Source organism: Marivita sp. NO-S04 (assembly GCF_059070475.1).
Genome location: NZ_CM180980.1, coordinates 762,493 through 784,130 on the forward strand (window position 1 = coordinate 762,493; position 21,638 = coordinate 784,130).

The 21,638-nt window shown below is 58.4% G+C and carries 22 protein-coding genes, 1 tRNA gene and 1 pseudogene; 2 read left to right on the forward strand and 22 right to left on the reverse strand.

Going from position 1 to position 21,638, the window contains the following annotated elements:
• Positions 1-13: 13 nt before the first annotated feature.
• The 19 genes from paaD to ACK3EW_RS04095 all read right to left on the reverse strand — a co-directional run bounded on the left by paaD (position 14) and on the right by ACK3EW_RS04095 (position 16,510).
• Entirely contained in the window at positions 14-472 is a 459-nt protein-coding gene (paaD, locus tag ACK3EW_RS04005) for a 1,2-phenylacetyl-CoA epoxidase subunit PaaD (RefSeq protein WP_493808552.1), read from the reverse strand.
• Position 473: 1 nt separating this feature from the next.
• Positions 474-1,235: a 1,2-phenylacetyl-CoA epoxidase subunit PaaC gene (gene paaC, locus ACK3EW_RS04010; protein WP_493808553.1), complete on the reverse strand. Its 762-nt coding sequence runs from the start codon at positions 1,233-1,235 to the stop codon at positions 474-476.
• Complete coding sequence (gene paaB / locus ACK3EW_RS04015) at positions 1,235-1,519, reverse strand: 1,2-phenylacetyl-CoA epoxidase subunit PaaB (RefSeq protein ID WP_493808554.1); 285 nt, start codon at positions 1,517-1,519, stop codon at positions 1,235-1,237. Before paaB ends, paaC begins: the two co-directional genes overlap by 1 nt.
• Before the next feature lie 206 nt (positions 1,520-1,725).
• Entirely contained in the window at positions 1,726-2,691 is a 966-nt protein-coding gene (gene paaA / locus ACK3EW_RS04020; RefSeq protein ID WP_493808555.1) for a 1,2-phenylacetyl-CoA epoxidase subunit PaaA, read from the reverse strand.
• A 167-nt stretch (positions 2,692-2,858) separates the two neighbouring features.
• The gene (locus tag ACK3EW_RS04025; RefSeq protein ID WP_493808556.1) at positions 2,859-3,806 is read right to left on the reverse strand and encodes a DMT family transporter; all 948 of its coding nucleotides are present in this window, start codon (positions 3,804-3,806) and stop codon (positions 2,859-2,861) included.
• A gap of 121 nt (positions 3,807-3,927) precedes the next feature.
• Positions 3,928-4,004, reverse strand: a tRNA-Met gene (locus tag ACK3EW_RS04030).
• Between the two features lie 146 nt (positions 4,005-4,150).
• Positions 4,151-5,455 (reverse strand): DUF8689 domain-containing protein, encoded by a 1,305-nt coding sequence (locus tag ACK3EW_RS04035; RefSeq protein ID WP_493808557.1) that lies wholly within the window; start codon positions 5,453-5,455, stop codon positions 4,151-4,153.
• 98 nt (positions 5,456-5,553) lie between these two features.
• Positions 5,554-6,045: a prepilin peptidase gene (locus tag ACK3EW_RS04040; RefSeq protein WP_439120771.1), complete on the reverse strand. Its 492-nt coding sequence runs from the start codon at positions 6,043-6,045 to the stop codon at positions 5,554-5,556.
• A gap of 8 nt (positions 6,046-6,053) precedes the next feature.
• Positions 6,054-6,914: a tetratricopeptide repeat protein gene (locus tag ACK3EW_RS04045; RefSeq protein ID WP_439120772.1), complete on the reverse strand. Its 861-nt coding sequence runs from the start codon at positions 6,912-6,914 to the stop codon at positions 6,054-6,056.
• 27 nt (positions 6,915-6,941) lie between these two features.
• Complete coding sequence (locus tag ACK3EW_RS04050; protein ID WP_439120773.1) at positions 6,942-7,502, reverse strand: tetratricopeptide repeat protein; 561 nt, start codon at positions 7,500-7,502, stop codon at positions 6,942-6,944.
• Positions 7,499-8,485 carry a type II secretion system F family protein gene (locus tag ACK3EW_RS04055; RefSeq protein WP_493808558.1) on the reverse strand — a complete coding sequence of 329 codons (987 nt, stop codon included), beginning with the start codon at positions 8,483-8,485 and terminating at the stop codon, positions 7,499-7,501. Before ACK3EW_RS04055 ends, ACK3EW_RS04050 begins: the two co-directional genes overlap by 4 nt.
• Before the next feature lie 10 nt (positions 8,486-8,495).
• Positions 8,496-9,464 carry a type II secretion system F family protein gene (locus ACK3EW_RS04060; protein WP_493808559.1) on the reverse strand — a complete coding sequence of 323 codons (969 nt, stop codon included), beginning with the start codon at positions 9,462-9,464 and terminating at the stop codon, positions 8,496-8,498.
• A gap of 2 nt (positions 9,465-9,466) precedes the next feature.
• On the reverse strand, positions 9,467-10,909 hold the full coding sequence (locus ACK3EW_RS04065) for a TadA family conjugal transfer-associated ATPase (protein ID WP_493808560.1): 1,443 nt from the start codon (positions 10,907-10,909) through the stop codon (positions 9,467-9,469).
• 11 nt (positions 10,910-10,920) lie between these two features.
• Entirely contained in the window at positions 10,921-12,159 is a 1,239-nt protein-coding gene (locus ACK3EW_RS04070) for a CpaE/TadZ family protein (RefSeq protein WP_493808561.1), read from the reverse strand.
• Positions 12,160-12,352: 193 nt separating this feature from the next.
• Positions 12,353-13,027, reverse strand: coding sequence for an OmpA family protein (locus ACK3EW_RS04075; RefSeq protein ID WP_493808562.1), 675 nt, complete (start codon positions 13,025-13,027; stop codon positions 12,353-12,355).
• A gap of 4 nt (positions 13,028-13,031) precedes the next feature.
• A complete protein-coding gene (locus ACK3EW_RS04080; RefSeq protein ID WP_493809687.1) occupies positions 13,032-14,393 on the reverse strand; it encodes a type II and III secretion system protein family protein in 1,362 nt (453 codons plus the stop codon).
• 254 nt (positions 14,394-14,647) lie between these two features.
• The gene (cpaB, locus tag ACK3EW_RS04085) at positions 14,648-15,505 is read right to left on the reverse strand and encodes a Flp pilus assembly protein CpaB (RefSeq protein WP_493808563.1); all 858 of its coding nucleotides are present in this window, start codon (positions 15,503-15,505) and stop codon (positions 14,648-14,650) included.
• A gap of 322 nt (positions 15,506-15,827) precedes the next feature.
• A complete protein-coding gene (locus ACK3EW_RS04090; RefSeq protein ID WP_493808564.1) occupies positions 15,828-16,022 on the reverse strand; it encodes a Flp family type IVb pilin in 195 nt (64 codons plus the stop codon).
• Positions 16,023-16,315: 293 nt separating this feature from the next.
• On the reverse strand, positions 16,316-16,510 hold the full coding sequence (locus tag ACK3EW_RS04095) for a Flp family type IVb pilin (protein WP_493808565.1): 195 nt from the start codon (positions 16,508-16,510) through the stop codon (positions 16,316-16,318).
• Between the two features lie 357 nt (positions 16,511-16,867).
• On the opposite strand from ACK3EW_RS04095, the gene ACK3EW_RS04100 reads away from it, so the two are divergent.
• Positions 16,868-17,305, forward strand: a complete 438-nt coding sequence (locus tag ACK3EW_RS04100) for a hypothetical protein (RefSeq protein WP_493808566.1) — start codon at positions 16,868-16,870, stop codon at positions 17,303-17,305.
• 52 nt (positions 17,306-17,357) lie between these two features.
• Here the strand turns inward: ACK3EW_RS04100 and istB are convergent, their stop codons facing one another.
• A complete protein-coding gene (gene istB, locus ACK3EW_RS04105) occupies positions 17,358-18,125 on the reverse strand; it encodes an IS21-like element helper ATPase IstB (protein ID WP_493806540.1) in 768 nt (255 codons plus the stop codon).
• Complete coding sequence (gene istA / locus ACK3EW_RS04110; protein ID WP_493809682.1) at positions 18,122-19,618, reverse strand: IS21 family transposase; 1,497 nt, start codon at positions 19,616-19,618, stop codon at positions 18,122-18,124. The genes istB and istA overlap by 4 nt, the downstream gene beginning before the upstream one ends.
• Before the next feature lie 98 nt (positions 19,619-19,716).
• Between istA and ACK3EW_RS04115 the strand changes: the two are divergent.
• Positions 19,717-20,217, forward strand: a pseudogene (locus tag ACK3EW_RS04115) (lytic transglycosylase domain-containing protein); the annotation flags it as partial.
• Here the strand turns inward: ACK3EW_RS04115 and ACK3EW_RS04120 are convergent.
• On the reverse strand, positions 20,209-21,630 hold the full coding sequence (locus ACK3EW_RS04120; RefSeq protein ID WP_493808567.1) for an FAD-binding oxidoreductase: 1,422 nt from the start codon (positions 21,628-21,630) through the stop codon (positions 20,209-20,211). The pseudogene ACK3EW_RS04115 and the gene ACK3EW_RS04120 overlap by 9 nt on opposite strands.
• Positions 21,631-21,638: the final 8 nt, after the last annotated feature.

The following is a 21,638-nucleotide window of genomic DNA, read 5'->3' on the forward strand; positions in this document are numbered from 1 at the left end:
CAGAGCCTTGCGGTCAGATACATTTGAAATAGTCGAATGGCTCAAGACAGTCGTCGCACCGCCAATGCGCCTTGCACGGGGTAGAGCCGAACTGGCTGATCCGGGTCAGGTGTGTGCTGCTACAGCGCGGGCAGGCGTCGGGGCCACCAGCGGGCGAGGGCGGCGCGATGCCGTATTCGGTCAGCTTGGCGCGGCCTTTGTCGGACAGCCAGTCGGTCGTCCAAGGTGGCGCGATCTGGGTCTTGATCCGTACGTTTCGGATACCCCGATCGTACAGAGCGGTCTCGATGTCCATCGCGATCATGGATGTGGCGGGGCAGCCCGAATAGGTTGGGGTCACAGCCACCTCGAGAGTGTCGTCCTGCCATGCCACGTCCCGCACGATGCCGAGATCGACAACCGAGATCACCGGGATCTCGGGGTCCGGCACCTGATCGAGCCAGCCCCAGATTGTGGACACATCGGGTGTCATGTTACCAGGTCGCACCGGGATAGGCGCGTTGCAGCCACTGCATCTGGGTCAGCATGTGGCCAAGGTGTTCGGTATGCCGAAAGCCAGTCTTGCCACCAGATTGCGCATAACTGCTGTCGGGTTTGGTCAGTGTCGCCTCGGTTAGTATGGAGTCGAGCCGTACATCGTAGCGGGCGCGCAGGGTGGTCAGATCGGGGGCGATCCCAGCGGCGTGTATGGCGTCGTCAATGGCGTCGGGTGTGAACATCTCACCGACATATGGCCAAAGCAAATCGAGTGCCGCTTGCATCCGAGCAAGGCTTTCCTCGGTTCCATCGCCCAGACCGATCACGGTCTCGGAGGAGCGGTCGAGGTGGTAGGTCACTTCCTTCAGCGCCTTGGCGGCAATGGCCGCGATCCGGTCGTCAGAGGCGTGTGTCAGGCCGGTGAGCAGTTCGAAATGGAACGCGTCAAACAGGCATTGCCGCATCAGGGTCTGGCCAAAATCGCCGTTGGGCTGTTCGACCAGCAGCAGGTTGCGGAAGTCCCAGACGTCGCGCAGCATCGCCAGATCATCGGCCGAGCGCCCGGCGCCTTCGACCGCGCCCGCCAAGCCAAGCCACATCTGCGTCTGCCCGATCAGGTCCAGCGCGGTGTTGGCCAAGGCGATGTCCTCTTCCAGCACTGGAGCATGGCCACACCATTCGCTAACACGGTGCCCCAGCACCAGCGTGTTGTCCCCCAGTCGCAGGAGGTATTCGAACAGGGCGGTCTGGTCGGTCATCACATGTGTCCCGCTTCGTCTGGGATGTCGAAAAAGGTGGGGTGGCGGTAGACCTTGCTTTCCGATGGTTCGTAAAGCGGACCTTTGTCCGAAGGTGATGATGCGGTGATGTGGGCGGCCTCGACCACCCAGATGCTGACGCCTTCGTTACGGCGGGTGTAGACATCGCGGGCGTTCTTGAGCGCCATTTCCGCATCGGGCGCGTGCAGGCTGCCGACATGACGATGGTTCAGGCCGTGCTGACCGCGGATGAAAACCTCCCAGAGGGGCCATTCGTGAGACATTATAAATTCCCCCAATTTAGTAAATTTCTGCGTATAGCGCAGCAAAGACAAGAAACCCGAAAACAACTCCCCAGAACAGGGCACCTCCAGTTTCGCTTGTCATTTTGCGTCTCTTCCAAGCTTCACTAATTGAAACCCAAACTGCGAATAGTGGGATCGAAAAAGCGACGAAAACCAGAAAGACATTGACGATAGCTTCCAAAAACTCATTCCGCCGCACGTTTCTTGGCGGCATGCGTCATCAACCCTTCGCGCACCCAGGCACCGTCGTCCCACGCTTTGTTGCGCGCCGCGAGCCGTTCGGTGTTGCAGGGGCCGTTGCCTTTGATCACGTCGAAAAACTCGGACCAATCGGGTTCTGCGAAATCGTAGCCGCCCTTTTCATCGTTCCAGCGCAAGGTCTTGTCCGGCACGGTCAGACCAAGGAATTCGGCCTGCGGTACGGTCTGATCGACGAACTTCTGACGCAGCTCGTCATTGGTGTTCATTTTGATCTTCCACTTCATCGACAGCGCGGAATGCACGCTGTCTTTGTCCGATGGGCCGAACATCATCAGCGACGGATACCAGAAGCGGTTGAGCGCATCCTGTGCCATCTTCTTTTGCGCAGGTGTGCCTTGGGCCATCTTCATCATGATGTGGTAGCCCTGCCGCTGGTGGAACGACTCTTCCTTGCAGATGCGGACCATTGCGCGGGAATAGGGGCCATAGGATGTACGTTGAAGCGGCACTTGGTTCATGATTGCGGCACCGTCGACCAGCCATCCCACCGCGCCCATGTCGGCCCATGTCAGTGTCGGGTAGTTGAAGATGGAGCTGTACTTCATGCGCCCGTCAAGCAGCATCTCGGTCAGCTCGTCCCGGCTGACCCCAAGCGTTTCAGCGGCGCAGTAGAGATAGAGGCCGTGCCCGGCCTCATCTTGCACCTTGGCGAGCAAGATCGCCTTGCGCTCCAGTGTCGGTGCGCGGGTGATCCAGTTGCCTTCAGGCAATTGGCCGACGATTTCGGAGTGGGCGTGCTGGCCAATCTGGCGGATCAGGGTCTTACGGTAGCCCTCGGGCATCCATTCCTTGGGTTCGATCTTTTCGCCTGCATCAATGCGCGCCTGAAACTGGGCGAGCTTTTGGGGGTCGTCTTGTGTCGCTTCGGACGTGACCATCTGGGCGTACATGTGTGAACCTTTCGCGCATGAGCGGCGGGCTGATCCGCGCTGCTTGCAAGGTAAGGCATTGAACGATTCCCGGCAAGATTAATGTTACATGTGTGTATATACATGTGAAAATCGGTAACACATTTGGATCTGCGTTTTTGCAGCCCTTTGAACGTAAGCTGACTGACTTAAATCGGCGGTGCGGCGCGCTCGGTTACCAGTTGGCGGGCGGTCACGCGTTCGCGGTGGATCATGTAAAGACCTGCGCCGATGATGATGCCGATCCCGGTCAAGGTGAGCGTATTGGGAAAGTCACCGAAGACCAGATAGCCCAGCAGTGTTGCGACCGGCAGTTCCAGATATTGCAAGGGTGCCAAGGTGGCAGACGGTGCCCATGACAGCGCATAGGTCATCATCATGTGGCTGACGGTCGCGAAAAAACCCACGCCGAACAGCCAGGTCCAAGCAATCCCTTTGGGCCAGACCGGATCAAGAAGGACAGAGCCGGTGCCTTGGGCCAAAACCAGAATGGGGAGGCACAGCGCACTTGCGATCAAGCCAGTGTAGAATTGTAGCGTCACAGGATGCATCTGCCGGGACAGCCCCCGTGTCACGAGGATGTAGAAGGCAAATCCGACGGCAGTGCCAAGGGGGAACAAGGCCACCGCACCAAAGGCAGAAAAGCTGGGTTGGATGACGAACAACACGCCCACGAAGCCCACCAGTGCGGCGGCCACGCGGCGGGGGCCGACGTCTTCGCTTAGGTAGAACTTGCCGACCAGCAGCACGATAAATGGCGCGACGAACACGATCGCCAGCGCGTCGGCCAACGGCATCACACGGATCGCAGCGATGAAGCAGAAAGTGGATGTGAACAACAGAAGGGCCCGCATTGTGAGGGCCATCCATTTCTCGCGTGGCACCTTGAGCGACAAGCCCATGACCCAGACGACCGGTGCCATCAGCAGGCATTGCGCGATGAACCGCGCGGCAGTGATCTGACCGACGGGCACGCTGCTTGACGCCAGCTTGGCCGCGACATCAAGAAGTGGGGCCGTGACGCAAAAGCCCAGCATCAAGGCGACACCGGGCAGAATGCGATCCGTGGAAACGGCGGTTGGCGATAGCTGTGTCATGAGTCTGGTCTAGTGCGTTGTGCTGAATTCCGTCTGTTCCTTTTCCGACACTTGGGCCGATAGAAGGGGCACACAATGCCGACCGCAGAACCGGTATTCAGGTATTTGTTTTGGGGATTTTTGGTGGCGTGGGGGGGACTCGAACCCCCGACCTAACGATTATGAGTCGTTCGCTCTAACCAACTGAGCTACCGCGCCGGACCGCCGCGTGAGTACGAGCGGTGCGGCGTGGCGTCAAGGGCTAATCTTGCGTTTTTTGCGTGGCGTCACGTGTGGCTGATCCGGGATGCGGACGCGTGGGCGCGTCCGCGATTTCCAGTCGACTGGAAATCGGACCGTTGCCCCTATTTGACGATCTTTTCGTCCTTGACGAACATGTTCGCCCACGCCCGGTCGATCAGTTCTGGCGTCATCTTGTAGGGCCAGCCTTCAAAGTCACACACCGCGATCATCTGATCGATGAGGAAGACGGGCTGATAGTTCGCATAGACGTTCTTGATCGTCGGGTACTTGGTCTTCAGAAGATGGATCAGCGATTTTTCACACAGCGCCATTTTCTTTTTCTTCGCCACCATCGAAAAGATCTTGAGGAAGTTCTGCTGATCTGGCCCGTCGATCTTGATCTTGAAGAAGATCCGGCGCAACGCGGCTTGGTCGAAGATTTCGTTCGGGTGAAAGTTGGTTGAGAAGATCACAAGCGTGTCGAAGGGGACTTCGAACTTTTCACCGGATTGAAGCGCAAGAATGTCGCGCGCCTCTTCCAGCGGAACAATCCAGCGGTTGACCAGCTTCTGGGGCGGTTCGGCTTGGCGGCCAAGGTCGTCGACGATGAAGATGCCGCCGGTGGATTTGAGCTGCAGCGGCGCCTGATAGGTGCGGGCTGTTGGGTTATAGACCAAATCCAGCATATCGAGCGACAATTCACCCCCGGTGATCACCGTGGGGCGGGCGCAGAGCACATAGCGCGTGTCGAACCGGTTGGTCAGGCGCAGCCCGGTGGCAGAGCTTGCGGTTTCAGCGGCGCTGTGCACGATTGGGTCATAGACCGTGATGACCTGACCTGCATATTCGATGGCGTGGGGAATGTAGATCTTGTCGCCCATCGCGTCGCGGATGCCGTTCGAGATCGAGGATTTCCCGTTCCCCGGCGGCCCGTACATCAGGATCGACCGTCCTGCGCCGACGGCGGGGCCCAGGTTGCTCAGCAATTCGGGGGGGAGGATCAGGTGCCCCATCGCATCGGTCAATTGCTGGCGTGAAATATGGATGTTGCGGATCGACTGGCGTTTGACCTGTTCAGCATAGACCGCAAGCGGCACCGGCATCGCGCCGTAATATTCGGACTGTGCAAGGGCGTCGAGCGCACGGGCTTTGCCCGCATCGGTCAATTGGTAGCCCATCTCGCTGCCATTGTTGGCATTGAGTGTGCCAGTGGCTTCCAAGAGCAACTGACTGCGCGCCATGTCGACCAGTTCCTGTGTGATCGGCACTGGCAGGCAGACGCTTTGCGCAATCGCGGTCACGGTCGACACGTTCTTGCGGAACATCGTCTTGAGGAGGATGTCGCGCATCATGACCGGTTGCAGCTGCATGTCTTCCATGCGCTTCGGAGGAGGAGGCGCCATCACGGCGCTGGTCTGCATGTTCATGGATCGCCCCGGATCGGTTCAGCCAGTTTTATCTTTGGCTGACCGTGACAGGCCAATGTGGCAACAGAAGGGCTAGGGCAGGACAGGTTGTTGGCAGCCTACCTGCCGAACCACGCGCCAAGGCACAGATAAAGTGCCAGCGTACCGCCAAGTGCCATGCCCATCGGGAATTTGGGATGGCTCCAGCTTTTCCAATGTGGCGCGATCTTGCGCAGCGGGGTGTGTTTGGCAAGGCGATGTGCGAGGAAGGCCGCGAGGATGTTCGCCGCGAAAAGCGCCATCAGAAGCCGCAGGTCGCCCACATGGATGAACGGGGCTGCGGCGGCGGCGAACTTGGCGTCGCCTGCACCCATCGCGCCACCCGCATTCAGCGCAATCCCGGCGACAAGCACGATGATCAGGTGCACATAGCGCCACAGATAGGCGTCGAACGGCAACGCAAACAACCCGGCTCCGGCAAAGACCAGAAACAAAGCGACAACGATCTGGTTCGGAATGCGCATGTCGCGCATGTCCGAGAAGGTCACGTAGACGCAGAGGGGAAGCACGAAAGGCAGGAAAACCAAAGCCGAGAACGCCGAGATATCCATGCGGCGGCTCAGTTCACGACATTGGATTCAAGCGCTTTCAGGCTGCGGGCAGCCGCTTCGAAATGCTGTGGATGGGTATCGATGGCTTCGCGCATCAGTCCCTGTCCCGTTACCACGTCACCACGTTTAACCGCAGCAAGCCCCATCGTGTGCAAGAGCTCGGCGCGTTCGATCTGGCTCATGGGCACGACCGGCAGCACATAATTTCCCTGCGCACCACGTGCGAGAACGAGGTTGTTCTTGGCGGTGAACAGCGAGCCATCGTTGCGGATCGCTTCGGTGAAGAGACGTTCCGCGCCCGAAAAGTCGCCGCGCGTGAGCTTAGAGAAGCCCCAGTTGTTCATCACAGAAGCAGGCGTAGTGGTCAGGCCAACGGCCGTTTCGTAAAAGCTGTCCGCCTTGTCCCATTGTTTTTGGCTGTCAGCAATCATCGCCTCAAGCCGGTAGCGCTTGTAGGTTTCGTGGGTTGGGGGGATGGAATTCAAAGCAGTCGCCGCGCGATCCCACTCGTTGTTGCGGATCAGGGCATCCGCCAGTTCCACGCGGTCATCGTTCGTGGCCGCATCGTTGTCGACCACGCGCGCCCATGCTGCGACACCTTCGGTGTGGCGTTTGGCGCGGATCAGTGAAACGGCAAGGCCTCGGGCAAGGTCGATCCGGTCGGGTTCGCCGTTGCTGGCGCGCTGGAAATACGCGACTGCCTCGTTCGGGTCGGATACCGACAGCATGACCTCGTTCAGGTTGGTCCCGTCAATGACGTTGACGCCCTGGAATTCGCGGTCAACTGCTTCTGTATCAATGCCGCGTTCACAACCTGATAGCGTAACCGCCCCTGCAATGCACAGGGTCACGATAAAGGGATGGCGCATTTTTGCGTCCTTTACTGCTCTGCCTCATTACTGTGTCGGGCGGATTAGAAAGTCACTGCTGCCGCGCCGCACAAGTTTGTATTCTTGTTCTATTTCCGCATCATACTGCGAATTTTCCAATTTTGCGAGAGCCAAGCGCAGATTATCCCGAATTGCAACACTTTCGCCATTGTCGAGGCCGAATGCCCTGCGAAACACCTGTGCGGCCTCGGCGGTTTCGCCTTTTTCGATCAGCACCACACCCAGATTGTTCCATGTATCCGGGCTCTCTGGAGCGTCTTTGGCTGCACGGCGCAGCAAATCTTCGGCCTGATTAAGGCGGCCAAGGGCGAGGTTTGCAGATCCCAACGACAACAGCACCTCGGGTGTCAGTCCCTGTTCTGCAGCAGCAAGGCTGAACGAGCTGAGTGCCAATTCATACTCGCCCGCCGCCATCAGTCGGTGGCCTACGGTCAATTGATCGACCACCGCGCCTCTTGGGTCGACGCTCGGTGCAAACACCGTATCGTCAGACGTGGAAAAGCCGCCCGGTCCACAGGCGGCCAATCCGATCAGAAAAAGTGCGGGCCAAAACCGGCCTAAAGTCATTGCCCCATCGAACTCCCGAGACTGCCGAGCTGCTGAATTCCCATGACCGAAGGACCAACAAGAATGATCAGCAGCGGCGGCACTGTCAGCATCATTGTGGTCAATGTCATTTTGGTTGGCAACTTGTTTGCCTTTTCTTCGGCACGCATTACACGTTTGTCACGCATTTCCGCCGCATAGACCCGCAACGCGTCGGAAATCGGCGTACCAAAGCTTTGGCTTTGGTTGAGAACGGTCACGAAGGACATCACGTCCTGCACTCCGCAGCGCTCGCCCATGTCGTTCAGAACCGTGCTTTTGTCTTTGCCGGCCTTCATCTCGAAACTGACCAGTTCGAACTCATCGGCAAGGCTGGGGTAGGACGCACGCAATTCCTTGCTGACGCGCACGATGGCCTGATCCATGGACTGGCCTGCTTCGACGCAGACCAGCATCATGTCGAGGCTGTCTGGAAAGCCGCTTTCGATTTCCTCTTGCCGTTTCTGCATCCGGCTGGTGACCCAGTATTTCGGGAACATGTATCCGGCTGCACCCGGACCGAGCGTGTACATGACGGTCTGTTGTGTTGTCGCCTCAGACGGGTCGAGGATCAGGTAGAAATACACAAGACCGATGATCAAGCCACCGATGCCCAGAGCAAACTGTGCGAAGTAATAGACCTGGACCGCGTCCTTGGTGCGGTAGCCTGCCTGCAACAGTTTCAAGCGAACGTCGGACAGTTCCTTGGCGTCCTGAGGCTCAAGGAACTGCGCGTATTTATTGAGCTTCTGGTTTTTCTGCTTGTCGCGCAGCACTGCGCGTGTGGCAGCGTCTACCTCTTGACGGCCCGATGACTGGTTGTTCAGTCGGTCCATCGGGTTGGAGCGCGACATGAAGAACATCGGAATGGCGAGGACCAACAGCGCAATCCCCAGACCGGCGATGAGGATCATCGGGCCAGCTGGGCCAAGCAGGTTGTAAGCGAACTGGTTGAAAGCTTGCATGTTCCGGACCTCAGACTTTGATATTCACGAGCGCGCGCATCACGATCAGGTTGACGATCAGGAAGGCGCCGACAACGAAACACGCCGGGATGAACCAGGGGTGGTCGATCACTTCGTCATAGTAGTTGGGATCGGTCAACTGGATGACGATCAGAGCGCCGACAGGGAAGCCGGACAGGAACTTGCCCGACCATCGCGCCTCGGCGGTGATGGCTTTTACTCGGCGGAACAGTCGGAACCGGGCGCGGATCACTTTGGCAAGACCGTCAAGAATCTCGGCAAGGTTACCACCTGACTGCTGTTGAATGGCCACTGCGACAGCGAGGAAGCGTAAATCCTGCATGTCGAGCCGTTCGGCCATGGCTTTCAGGGCTTCGCCAATGTCGCGCCCATAGCTGGCTTCGTCAGCGATGATACCGAATTCTGTCGCAAGTGGGTCTTTGATTTCCTTTGATACGATCGAAATCGCGGATGAAAACGGGTGACCGACGCGCAATGAGCGCACCATCAGTTCGACGGCATCCGGAAGTTGTTCTTCGATTAGGCTGACCCGTTTCTTGGCCTTGCTGCTGATCCAGAAAAAGACGCCTCCGACACCCATCGCCACGCCCATGACAACACGTACAGCGAGGCCAGCCTCAGTGCCGACCGTCAAACCTGCAAACGCCACAACGCTCACACCGATCATCACCATGATCAGTTGCTGTGGCGTAAAGGCAATCGCGGCCTTCTGCGCCCGGTCAGCGAGGATCGAATAGAGCGGCAACCCGCGCGAACTCATGTGCTGGTCCATCTCCTTGCGGAGTTTGGCCAGCACTTCGTCGCGCTTGGAGCCCTTGTCGAGCATTTCGAGCCGTCGGTTGACCCGCTTGTTCAGGCTGATCGACTTGCCGAAGGCGACAAGATAGACGCCTTCGACGAGGACCAGAACGGCAATGAAGATTAGCCCGTAGACGATTGGTTCTGCGCTGAGTGTCATAATCAGTGGTTCCCGTTGAAGGGTTCATAGATCGACGGGGGCAAGTCATAGCCCCACATCTTGAAGCGTTCGGCATAGTTGGATCGCACGCCTGTGGCCGTGAAATGGCCTATGATCTTGTTCTCTGGGGTCAGGCCGACCCGCTGGAAGCGGAACAGTTCCTGCATCGAGATGACCTCGCCTTCCATCCCGGTGATTTCGGTGATTGACGTCATGCGGCGCGAACCGTCTTGCAGACGCGAGGCTTGTACAATCAGGTTCACAGCCGAAGAGATCTGCGACCGCATCGCCTTGAGCGGCATTTCGATCCCGGCCATCGCGATCATGTTTTCCAGACGGCTTACACCGTCGCGGGCGCTGTTGGCGTGGATCGTGGTCATCGATCCGTCGTGGCCGGTGTTCATGGCCTGCAACATGTCGATGACTTCCTCGCCACGCGTTTCGCCGACGATGATCCGGTCGGGACGCATACGAAGGGCGTTCTTGAGACAGTCGCGGGGCGTGACGGCGCCTTTGCCTTCAACGTTGGGCGGACGGCTTTCCATTCTGCCCACATGGGTCTGCTGGAGCTGAAGTTCCGCCGTGTCTTCGATTGTCAGGATGCGTTCGCTGTCGTCGATGAAGGACGAGAGTGCGTTGAGCGTGGTTGTCTTACCCGAACCCGTACCGCCAGACACGATGATGTTCAGGCGCGTCGCCACGGCGGCTTGCAGGTAGACGGCCATTTCTTCGGTAAAGGCACCGAAATTGACCAGATCGTCGATGCTCAGCTGGTCGGTTTTGAACTTACGAATGGAGACCAGCGATCCGTCGACCGCAATCGGCGGCACCATTGCGTTGAAACGCGATCCGTCCTGAAGACGGGCGTCCACATAGGGGTTGGATTCATCGACGCGGCGGCCCACGGCGGACACGATCTTGTCGATGATCCGCATCAGGTGCTTTTCGTCCTTGAAGGTCACGTCGCTGAGTTGCAGCTTGCCCGACCGTTCCACGAAGATCCTATGCGGGCCGTTGACGAGAATATCGCTGATGGTTTCGTCTTTGAGCAATGTCTCGAGCGGGCCAAGACCTTTGACCTCGTCGTATAGTTCCTGGTTCAGGGCCACCCGCTCTTCGCGGTTGAGCACCATGCCTCGTTCCTGCAGGCTCTCGGTTGTGATCGCGTTGATCTCTTCCTTGAGCTGGGCTTCGGTCGCCTGATCGAGCGCGGCAAGGTTCAAGTTATCCAGCAGCGCGCGGTGAAGCTCGAGCTTGATCTCGCTCAGGCGTTCCTTGCGTTTCTTGTCGCGATCGGCGCTTTCGGCCACCGCGGCTTTAGTTGGCAGTACCTTGCGCAGGGCTTTGGCTGGACCCGGTGAATTGGCCGGGGCTTCGACCTTGGCCACAGGGGCTTTGGCTGCGGGTGCGACCTCGACGGCCGCCTTTTTGTAACGCGAAAACATGCGTGTCCTCCTTAGGCGGCTTCGGCTTCGGAGCGGCCAACTTCGTAAAGTGACTGCGCGAGCTTTGCGATTTCCTTGCGCAGCGCATTTTTGGGCTGTTGCAGCGCCAATGGCTGACCGTGATCACCAGCCTCGGACACTGCTTTGCCACCATCCGGGAAATGCAGATCGACCGAGATTTCAAGACTTTCCTGCATGCGCTTGAGACGACTTTTGCCTTGCAGATCGGTGAATTTCGGAGCGCGGTTGAGCACAAAGCGGATCTTGTCGAAAGGCAAGTCTTCCGCTTGTAGCGCGCGTTTGAGGCGATAGGTGTTCTGGGCCGACCGCATATCGAGTTCGATGACACCGAAATACACCTGGGCGGCGCACAGCACGGTTTCGGACCATTGCACCAAACTGGGAGGCATATCGACCACGACAAAGTCGAAGTGCCGCGATGCCGTGTCCAACAGGGCCTGCACTTCGGTCTGCCCGATAATATCGAGCGGCGGAAGATCGGCGGGCGAAGTGAAAACGTGCAGCTTTTCCTCAAACGTCACAAGCGCTTGTCCAAAGCTGTCCTCGTCCATGGATTCAGTGTCCGACAACAGTTCCAAAACGGCTTCTCGACGCTGAACATCAAGATATGTGGACACCGCGCCGAACTGCAGGCCAAGGTCGATGATGTAGACCCGCGGGCCTTTTTCTTTTGTGACCGTCGCCAGCTCCCAGGCGAGATTTGTCGCGAATGTGCTGGCGCCGCAGCCCCCGGCCATGCCCTGAACGGTGATAATCACCCCGTCGCCGTCGTTCGACAGTTTTACGCCAGACCCGTTGCGCGCCACGACCTGCGGTGCTTCTGGAGCGGTCATCCGTTCGATCGCGGCTGCCAGTTCGCCTTCGGGAAGCGGGTAGGGGACAAATTCATCTGCGCCCTGCCTTAGCAGGTGATGCAAGGCCGACGGCGTCACGTCATGCGCGATCAGAACAACCTTGATCTTGCGGGCTTTGGCCGCCGCGATGATCGACGAAAGATGATCGACATTGGCTTCGTCGTCTTCGTCGATGGCAAGGGCCACGAATTCCAGTGCTTCCCCCTCTTCCTGCGAAAAGAAATGCAGGGCTTCATCAAAGCCAAGGTCTCCCCATGCTTCGCCAAGCGCGGCTTCCATGTCTTCAATCAGGAGATCGAACTCCTGAACATCCCGACTGATCGTGCATGCCAATAGGGGCGCCGGCTGCGGGGGGCTTGGAAGGATACTCGTCATTTGCCTCGTTTCCTCTAACTTCTCGGCGCATCCGTGCGGCGTTCTGCACACACCACATGCGCCAATCCCGAGTCGCTCGGGAGGGACTGCTACTGTCCGAAGGTCGTTGGAAAACTTGGCAACATTGGGGCCGAAATACCGAAATTGTACGGTATTTCAGGCCGGTGGCATGGCCCCCGTAGGGGCCTTGCCTTTATTGGCTGGATTGGAAGTCGGTGCCCTGGATGCCTTCAAGGGCCGTTCTGGGCACGGCGCTGTTGATATACTCGCGATAGATGATCTCGGCATATCGGCCTTCGAGAACGGTGGGATGCGAGCCGACAAAGCCCGATACCTCGGTCACGGTACGACGGTTACGGCGTTCACGGCCTTCGGTCACGATCAGGGGTTGGGTTTCCCCGAACGACACCACAGCCTCAAGCCGGTCCTTGCTAATGCCCTGAGTTGCCAGGAAATTGACAACCGCATGCGCACGGTTCAGGCTCAGACTTTTGTTATAGACTTCGCTGCCGACGGCGTCGGTGTGGCCGTAAACCCGGAACCGCACTTCGGGGAACTGGCGAATCCATTGTGCCTGTTCCCGCAGAGTGTCCTGCGCGCCGCTGTCCAGTACCGCACTGTTGAACGCGAAATTGACGGTCGTCATGACTTCGCTCGCGAAACGTTGCGACAAATCGTAGGTGTAGCGCTTTTCGCCATTCATGATCTGAACGTTATTCATGGTGGCGGTGCCGAAATTGCCCGTATCCAAGAGGGCACCAGCTTCGCGGTGGAAGGCGCTGTACACCGGGTCGCTGCTTGCGCAGGCCGCCAAGAGGGCAAGGCCGGTCAGGGCGATTGGGACACGAAGATTTTTTTGTACTGTCATCGCCTCAATCCATCACATAACCGTAGGAACCCGAGAAATCCTGTTTGGCAACTTCACCTGCAGCACCCTGCAGATTGCGCGAGTCGCTTGTAACGCGGCCAAAGAGGAACAGGTCTTTTTCGCTTGGAGGACGCACCCGATCGGTCGGCAGCGCAAGCGCTTCACCGCGTGTCGGTGTCACAAGGTGCGGCGTGATGATGATCACCAGTTCGGATTGTTCGCGCTGATATTCAGCGCTGCGGAACAAGGCACCCAGAATGGGGATGTCACCAAGCCACGGCACCTGACTGTTCAGGTCCCGGAAATCGTCCTGCAACAGACCTGCGATGGCAAAGCTTTCTCCGTCGCGAAGTTCAACAGTGGTCGTTGTTTCCCGGCGGCTGAACCCGTCGATCCGGATCGCGCCAATGTCGACGCCACTGCTTGGGTCGATGGACGACACCGCTGCTTCGAGTTCGAGGTTGATCAAGTCGCCATCCAGAACCCGAGGGATAAAGTTGAGTTCGACACCGAATGGTTTGAATTCAACTGTAATCGCGCCGTCTTCTTGCGACACTGGGACCGGATATTCACCACCGGCAAGGAATGTTGCTTCCTGTCCGGAAAGAGAGGTCAGGTTCGGTTCCGCCAGTGTGCGCACAACGCCTTTGGCCTCGAGTGCTTCAAGCAGAATGCCTACTTCGAGGCCACCTGCGTTGAAGCCGAACATGATCGCGCCCTGCGATCCTGCGCCAGCGCCCAGTTTATCCGCGACTGAATCGACCCCGGCCAGCGGGGCTGCGTTGCCGGTGCCAAGCTCAAGGCCCAGATCGCCATCAAGGACAGAGCCGCCTGTGGCCAGAGACGCTTGCAGGGATTTCGAAACGGAACGTTGCATTTCAGCGAACCGCACCTTGAGCATGACCTGCTGGACACCGCCCACGGTCATCAGGTTCGACACGCGTTCAGGTGCGTAGCGCGTTGCGAGATCAAGCGCGCGCTGCATCCGGATTGTGCTCGACACCGTACCAGACAGAACGATGCCATCATTTGCCGTCCGCACTTCGATCTTCTCGTCCGGAAGAATCTGCCGAAGACGTTCTTTGAACTCTGTAAGGTCCGGGGCGACCCGGACATCCACATTGGTGATCAACTGGCCGTTGCCGTCCAGAATGGTAAGTGTTGTGGTGCCGGGGGTTTTGCCCAGCACGTAGATTGTCCTGTCCGACAAAGACGAGATGTCAGCGATCGACGGGTTCGCAATGCTGAGTTCAGCAAAGGGAACCTCGCTCTCGACCACGACTGCACGGTTCATGGGAACGTTCAGTGTCGATTCAGTATTGGTCCGGATGACACGCAAGGTTTCAGCAAATGCCGTTTGCGCCATCGGAGAAATAGCAAGAACCGCGCCCAAAAGGACGGCCTTGAAGGGACTGCTCGTATACATGTGACCTGCCTTTCCGATCACGCCTCAAAAGTGGGTCTTTGCGCCCGATGTTTGCACCAAGCTGCGTCAAGTCGGCTTTTATTGCAAGAATCAATGATTTCAGAGGGGTGCTTCATGTGGATAAGGCGCAACATAATGCTGCGCCTCATTCGGGTCGGATTAAGGTGTTTTCACCAAATGCAGTGCGATTTGCATCAATTTGTACAAGGGATGGGCATTTCCACCACTTCACCGCCGCGACGCGTCCGGATGGTGCAAACCTGAATAGAGCGTGGTTTTTCGACTTCTTTCGTGGCTGTGATGCCCAAAAGCGAGCGCTGATCGACTTCGATCACCTCTGCAACCGTGTCATCGTTACGGCCCATCAGCGAAAGGGACAGACGTCCGGTTGATTGTGCCTGTGCCAATGACGCGACCTGTTGCGGGCTTGCAGCGACCGTGACCGTGCGGGCAATTGTGGTCTGCGCGTTGTCTGTTTCGGAGGTCTGGTCGATCGCGATCAATTTGACCCCGGTTTCAATCAGCTTGGTGACCTCGCCATTGGGCATGTTCGGGTCATTGCTGCGGACGCGGCCTGTCCAGTACACGTCAACGCGGTCGGTGGGTCGCAGGAAGCCCGAAACGCCAGTTGCCACGTCGACCTTAATCGCAAACGCACGTTGTCCCCGCTCAAGCCGCGAGGTCAGGCCAGCGTCGGCACCGGGTTCGCTAACCTTGCTGGCCATGATCGCTTCGTTCTTTTCGATCGGACGCAATGTAACACGCAGCTCTGCGCCTTCAGCGTTAAGCGGGTTTGCCGCGTCGAAAAAGTCGTCCGGGAGTGTCTGTTTCGGCCAGGGCATCAAAGCGATGTCCTCATCGGTGATGATCTCGCCGTAATCCAGCGCGCGTGTTGCCACGTAGATCCCCTGAACTGGAACGCTAGACGTTGTCTTGTTGCGTTCCTGCTCGAGCGCGGTTTGGTACGCGCCGATGTAATTTTGTGCCATGTAGACCGCAAACCCGGCCAGTGCCAGACCCGCGACCAGAACAAGTCCAAAGACGATACGCATAGTGCCTCCTTACATGTTTCCATGATGCGCCGGTCGGGCGCTGAAACATGGTTCAGTTCTGGGGATACTTGGTCATTGTGTCTGCCTGTTGGGCAGATTGTGGCAAAAGTGAGGAGTCCGGTGGGGGGCGACATGTTAGAGCGAAGACGGCAAAGTCCTGCGTGATGATCGCGGATCATCAAGCTCTTCGGGATCCGGCACTTTGACCGTCACGTGGCGGGTCGATCGGGCGCCGTTGACCTGGGACCGATCCGATGATCCGTTCGAAAAAGAAAAAAGGCGCGCAACCGCGCGCCTTTCTCCGTTGATGGCTATCAACTTATTAGTCAGCAGCCGGCAGCCAAGCTTCTGCGCCGAGAACCGCGCCACCGGTCGTTTCCAGAACAGCAGCAGTGTTTTCCTGGATTGCGGTGTAAGCCGCAATTGCGAGGCCAACAACAGCAGCGGTCAGAACGACCCAGTCAACTGTTACGGCGCCGTCTTCGTCTTTGCTGAAGTTTTTAATGTATTTGATCATTTTGATCTCCATAGTCCAAGTTTGCTTGTGGTGGTCAAGTTCAGGACTGAATGCTGACCGCTCTCAAATCTCTGTCGTCCCTTGTTCGATGAAGAACGATACTCGCGACATTGGGTCAGCATTTTGACCTCATTGGTCGCGTTTTCTGCTTGCTTCAAACGTAAGTGAAAACCGTCAATGACTTGAAAACACTCATAAAGAAGAATCGTGAATGTCGTCAGGCTGCCAGTTCTGAAGTCAGAAAGAAAAAGGCGCGCAAAGCGCGCCTTTTTCCGTTGATGGCTATCAACTTATTAGTCAGCAGCCGGCAGCCAAGCTTCTGCGCCGAGAACCGCGCCACCGGTCGTTTCCAGAACAGCAGCAGTGTTTTCCTGGATTGCGCCATAGGCAGCAATTGCGAGGCCAACAACAGCAGCGGTCAGAACGACCCAGTCAACTGTCACGGCACCGTCTTCGTCTTTACGGAAGTTTTTGATGAATTTGATCATTTTGATCTCCATAGTCCTAGTTTGCTCACGTTGGCCAAGCTCGGGACTTTGTGTTGAGCGCTCTCTCATTCGCTCCATCCCGTCTTGGATGAGTACTTATAGCTGTCGGATTGGGGCAGCAGTTTGACCGCACTGGACCGATTTTGCAGCTTAGCAAGAAAGTTAACGAAATTCGGTTAAGTCATTGAAAAATAAAAAATTAAAAATTTTCACACCCTAAAAATTTCGGTATTTTCTGCGGAATCGCGCAATCATATGAATAGCATTGAATGCAAATGAGAAACGAAATGGTCTTCAATCCGGGATTGTGTCATGATTGGGCCAAACAAATAACGGGCATCGAGCAGGAGCCTGCATATGAAACGGTATGTTGTGATGGCATTGGTGGCCATGACCCTGGGCATGGGCGATGCTGTGGCTGACCCACCGCCCTTTCCCGAGTTTTCCGCCAAGCGGGTAAAGCCGCCGTCTTCGAGCGCCAAAAAGCGGATCACGGTGCAAATCGCACCACAGGCCCCAAGTGTTCCCGCAGCACCCTCTGCCTCGGCGCCACAACCTCGTGCCCCGGGAGGGGAAACCCTTGCGTGGTTCTGGAGCGAAATCTCGCCGTCACTCGAGGCAAAGGGTCCGGGACGGTTGGAACCGGCGCTGGTGCGTCTGTCAAACCCGCCTTCGGGGCAGGGTGTCAACGGCGGAGTAAAATTAGGCCACGGGGCGGCGCAAAACTGGGCCACTTTGGGTTTACGCGGGACGCGGGTGATGAGCGGCGGCCAGTCAGCCGCGCTCTCCATGTAGCTGGCGGGTGACTGGCCGCCTTGGACCGTCAGGTCCAAGTCTGGGCTTTGGATCAGTTGATGTTTTCGCCGGGCTTGCGTGCGCGGCTTTGCGCGAGGCGATAGCTTTCGCCGTTCATCTCGAGGATGTTGACGTGGTGGGTCAACCGGTCGAGGAGCGCGCCGGTCAGCCGCTCGGTGCCGAAGGTCTCGGTCCATTCATCGAAGGGCAGATTGCTGGTGATCAGCGTGGCGCCGCGCTCGTAGCGCTGGGAGATCATCTCAAAAAGCAGCTCGGCGCCGGTCTTGGACAGGGGCACGAATCCGAGCTCGTCGATGATCAGCAGCTTCACGGCAGCCATCTGCTTCTGGACGCGCAGCAGCCGACGTTCGTCTCGCGCCTCCATCAGCTCGTTGACCAGCGCGGCGGCGGTGGTGAAGCTGACAGACATGCCCTTCTGGCAGGCTGCCAGTCCCAAGCCCAGTGCAATGTGGGTTTTGCCGGTTCCGCTGGGCCCGAGGGCGATCACGTTCTCACGCCGGTCGATCCATTCGCAACGCCCCAGTTCCAGCACCTGCATCTTGTTCAGCTTCGGGATCGCCTTGAAGTCGAAGCTGTCGAGGCTTTTGGTGGCCGGGAACTTCGCGGCCTTGATGCGGCGCTCGACCATCCGCCGCTCGCGGTCAATGAGTTCCAGTTCCACGAGGCGCGACAGGAACTGGACATGGTCCAGTCCTTCGGCGGCGCATTGACGCGCAACCTTCTCGTGCTCCCGCAAGAATGTGGGCAGCTTCAGCGTCTTCAGATGGTGGGCAAGCAGGATCTTCGGGGCCTCGGTCATTCCGCCGCCTCCGACATCAAGGCCATGTAGCTGGCCGCCCGCGTCGTCTCGACATTCGCCCGCGGCAAGTAGGGGTAGACATCGAGATCAAGCCTCGGGGGGCGCTTCTCCACCTGACAAAGCACGAGGTGCTTCACGGCGTCGAAGCCGACCGCGCCCAGCTTCAGGGCCTTCTTCACGGCGGCATGCAGGTCATCCATCTCGAAGGTCTCGAGCAGACGCAGCACCTGCACATACTCGCGGCGCCCCATCTTGAGCATGCGCGCCTCCATCAGGCGGCGCAAAGTCTGGAACTCTTCGGGCAGGTCCCATTCCGCCAAGGGTGCGGCCTGGTCCAAGGCATTGATCTTGCGCTCGATCAGCGGGAGGTAGTGAACCGGATCAAAGATCATGTCCTCGCGATCGTAACAGCGCGGGTGTCGGGCGATCACCTCCCCGCGACAGCCGATCACGACCTCATCGACATAGCCGCGGATCCAGACATCCTGGTGGCCATAGGCGACCGGGACCGAGTAATCGTTGGTGTCATAGCGCACGAGAGACTGCGAGCTGACCCTGCCGCCCGCTTGGTCGCAGGCGTCGAACGGGGCGGCAGGCAGGGGGCGCATCGCGACCAGATCGCGCTGCAACCTCTCACCGATCGTCTCCTTGTGACCCCGAAGAATGCGCGTCAGGCGTGCGCGGCACTGCCCTTCAAGGTCTGCGTTGAAATCGTCCCAACTGGCAAAGTGGGGGATCGGCACCATGTGGTTGCGGCGGGCGTAGCCGACCATCCCCTCGACAGCGCCCTTGTCGTTCCCCTTCCCGGGCCGACCATAGCGATCCCGAAACAGGTAATGCGACTGCAAGCCGCTGAACAGCGCGGCGCGGATGCGCGTGCCGTCCGGTTGGATCTTCGACACCAGGCAGCGGTCGTTGTCGTAGAGCACCGACTGCGGCACCCCGCCGAAGAAGTCAAACGCGCGGACATGGCCGTCTATCCAGGCCTCCGCCGTCGCCGCTGGATAGGCCCGGACGAAATAGGCATCGCTGTGCGGCAGGTCCATGACGAAGAAGTGCGCCTTCTGCTCGACACCGCCGATGACGACAACCGCTTCGCCAAAATCGGCCTGAGCATGGCCCGGCGGATGAGCCAGCGGCACAAACATCTCCCGGGTCCGCCGCTCGCGATCACGCACGTAATCCTTGACGATCGTATAGCCTCCGGTGAAGCCGTGCTCGGCCTGAAGCCGTTCCCATATCCGCTTGGCCGTATGACGCTGCTTGCGATGCACGACCTTGTCGGCTTCAAGCCAGGCGTCAATGAACTCGGTGAACCCGTCCAGCTTCGGCCGCCTGATCGGCTTGTCCCGCCGGTAGCCAGGCGGCACCGAAAAGGCCAACATCTTATCAACCGTCCCACGCGAAATGTTGAAATGCTTCGCCGCCGCCCGCGCGCTCATGCCCTCGGAACACGCCAAGCGAACCTTCTTGTAAAGTTCCACGGTATAGATCTCCCCGCCCTCCCTGCCGATGCAAGAAGGGAAAAGTGGCAGGATTTTACTCCGCCCGCAGCGAGACTATCCCGCCGCTACCATGGCCTAATTTTGCACCGCCGTTTCCACAGGGCATTGCAGGCCCCCGTTTGCAGGATCTTCAGGGGATCGCAGAACGTCATGGCAAGGACATCTTGCTGCACACTGTGGGCACCCGCGTGTCCCCAGCTTTGGCGCTCGCTGTGATTTCTGTCGAATCCGCCGGTCGCGTCGATGCGCAAAGCTCGGTTGGGGCACAGGGGTTGATGCAATTGATGCCTGCCACTGCGGAACGGTTCGGGGTGTCGGACAGTTTCTCGCCGTCTCAGAACATAAAGGTGGGCGTCGCGTTCCTCGATTTCCTGATGGAGAAGTTCGACAACGATGTGATTCTGGTTCTGGCAGGGTATAACGCGGGCGAGAACGCTGTGGTGCGGGCCAGCGGTGTGCCGGATTATGCCGAGACCCGGGCCTACGTGCCCAAGGTGCTGCAAGCGTTCCAGACGGCGAAAGGGCTTTGCCTAACGCCGCCTCAGCTTGTCACTGACGGCTGCGTGTTCCGCGTGGCGTCACGATAAGACCGCACCGGGATTCATGATCCCCTTGGGGTCAAGCGCGTCTTTGATGGCCCGCATCGCGGCCAGCTTGGCCGGATCGCTATAGCGTGCCAGATCGGCCTTCTTGGCCCGACCGACGCCATGTTCGGCGCTGAACGTTCCACCAAGTTCATTGGCAATATCATGCACCGTCCGCTTGATCTGCTTGGTCTCCTCAATAAAGAGGTCGCGTGACTTGCCCTCGGGCGGAAATACATTGCAGTGCAGGTTGCCGTCGCCGACATGGCCAAAGCAATTGATCCGGAACTCGCCCACCTGCGCGATGCTTTGCCAGACGCGGGCGATGAAATGGGGCAATTCGCCCAAAGGCACCGACACGTCATGGCTCGACACTGCACCGATCTGACGGTTTGCTATCGGGATCAACTCGCGCACGGCCCAGAAGTCGTTTCTTTGTGATTCCGATTGCGCAATCACAGCGTCCGACACGATGCCTTCCGCCTCAGCCGACATGAACAGGTTTTCCAGCGCCTCTTGCGGGTCCAGCCCTTTGGGCAGTCCGATATCCATCAGGATCATCCACTCGGGATGATGATCGCCAAACGGCTTGCGCACGTCGGGCATGGTCTGCTGCAAAAAGTCCAACCCGTTCCCGTGCATCAACTCGAACGCGCTGATGCTTTCGCCCAGTTGTGATTTCGCCAGCGACAGCAGCTCCAATGCCGCCTCGGCATCGCGAATGACGAAAACCGCAGTCCCAATGCTGGCCGGACGCGGGAACAGCTTGAGCGATGTACCGGTGATCACACCAAGCGTCCCCTCGGACCCGATCATCAGATTGCGCAGATCGTACCCTGTGTTGTCTTTGCGTAGGCGTTTCAGCCCGTTCCAGATCGACCCATCGGGCATCACCACCTCGAGCCCAAGGCACAGATCGCGGGTGTTCCCATAGCGCAGGACATTGACGCCGCCCGCATTGGTGCCCAGCAAACCACCGATCCGCGCCGACCCTTCCGAGGCCAAGGACAAGGGGAACAAGCGGTCCACCTCTGCCGCTGCGGACTGGATGTTTGCCAAGATCACTCCCGCATCCGCAATCAACACATTTTCCTGCGGATAGATGGCGCGAATGGTGGTCATCCGTTCCAGCGACAGGATCAACGGCATTTCCGCATCACCTTCGGGCGCGATCTGCCCGGCAACAAGCCCTGTGCCGCCGCCATAAGGCACGATACCAACACCGGCCTCTGCGCAGGCTTTCACCAGCGCCGACACTTCTTCGGTCGAGCGGGGGCGGGCGACAAAGCCGCGCGCGCCCTGATAGCGGCCACGCGGCTCTTCAAGATAGGATTGTTCGGCGCGGGAAAACATGTCCGTAGGGAAATGGTGCGACAGGGCATCAATAAAGCCGCTATCGGCAGAGTCGCGAGGCATCAACGGGT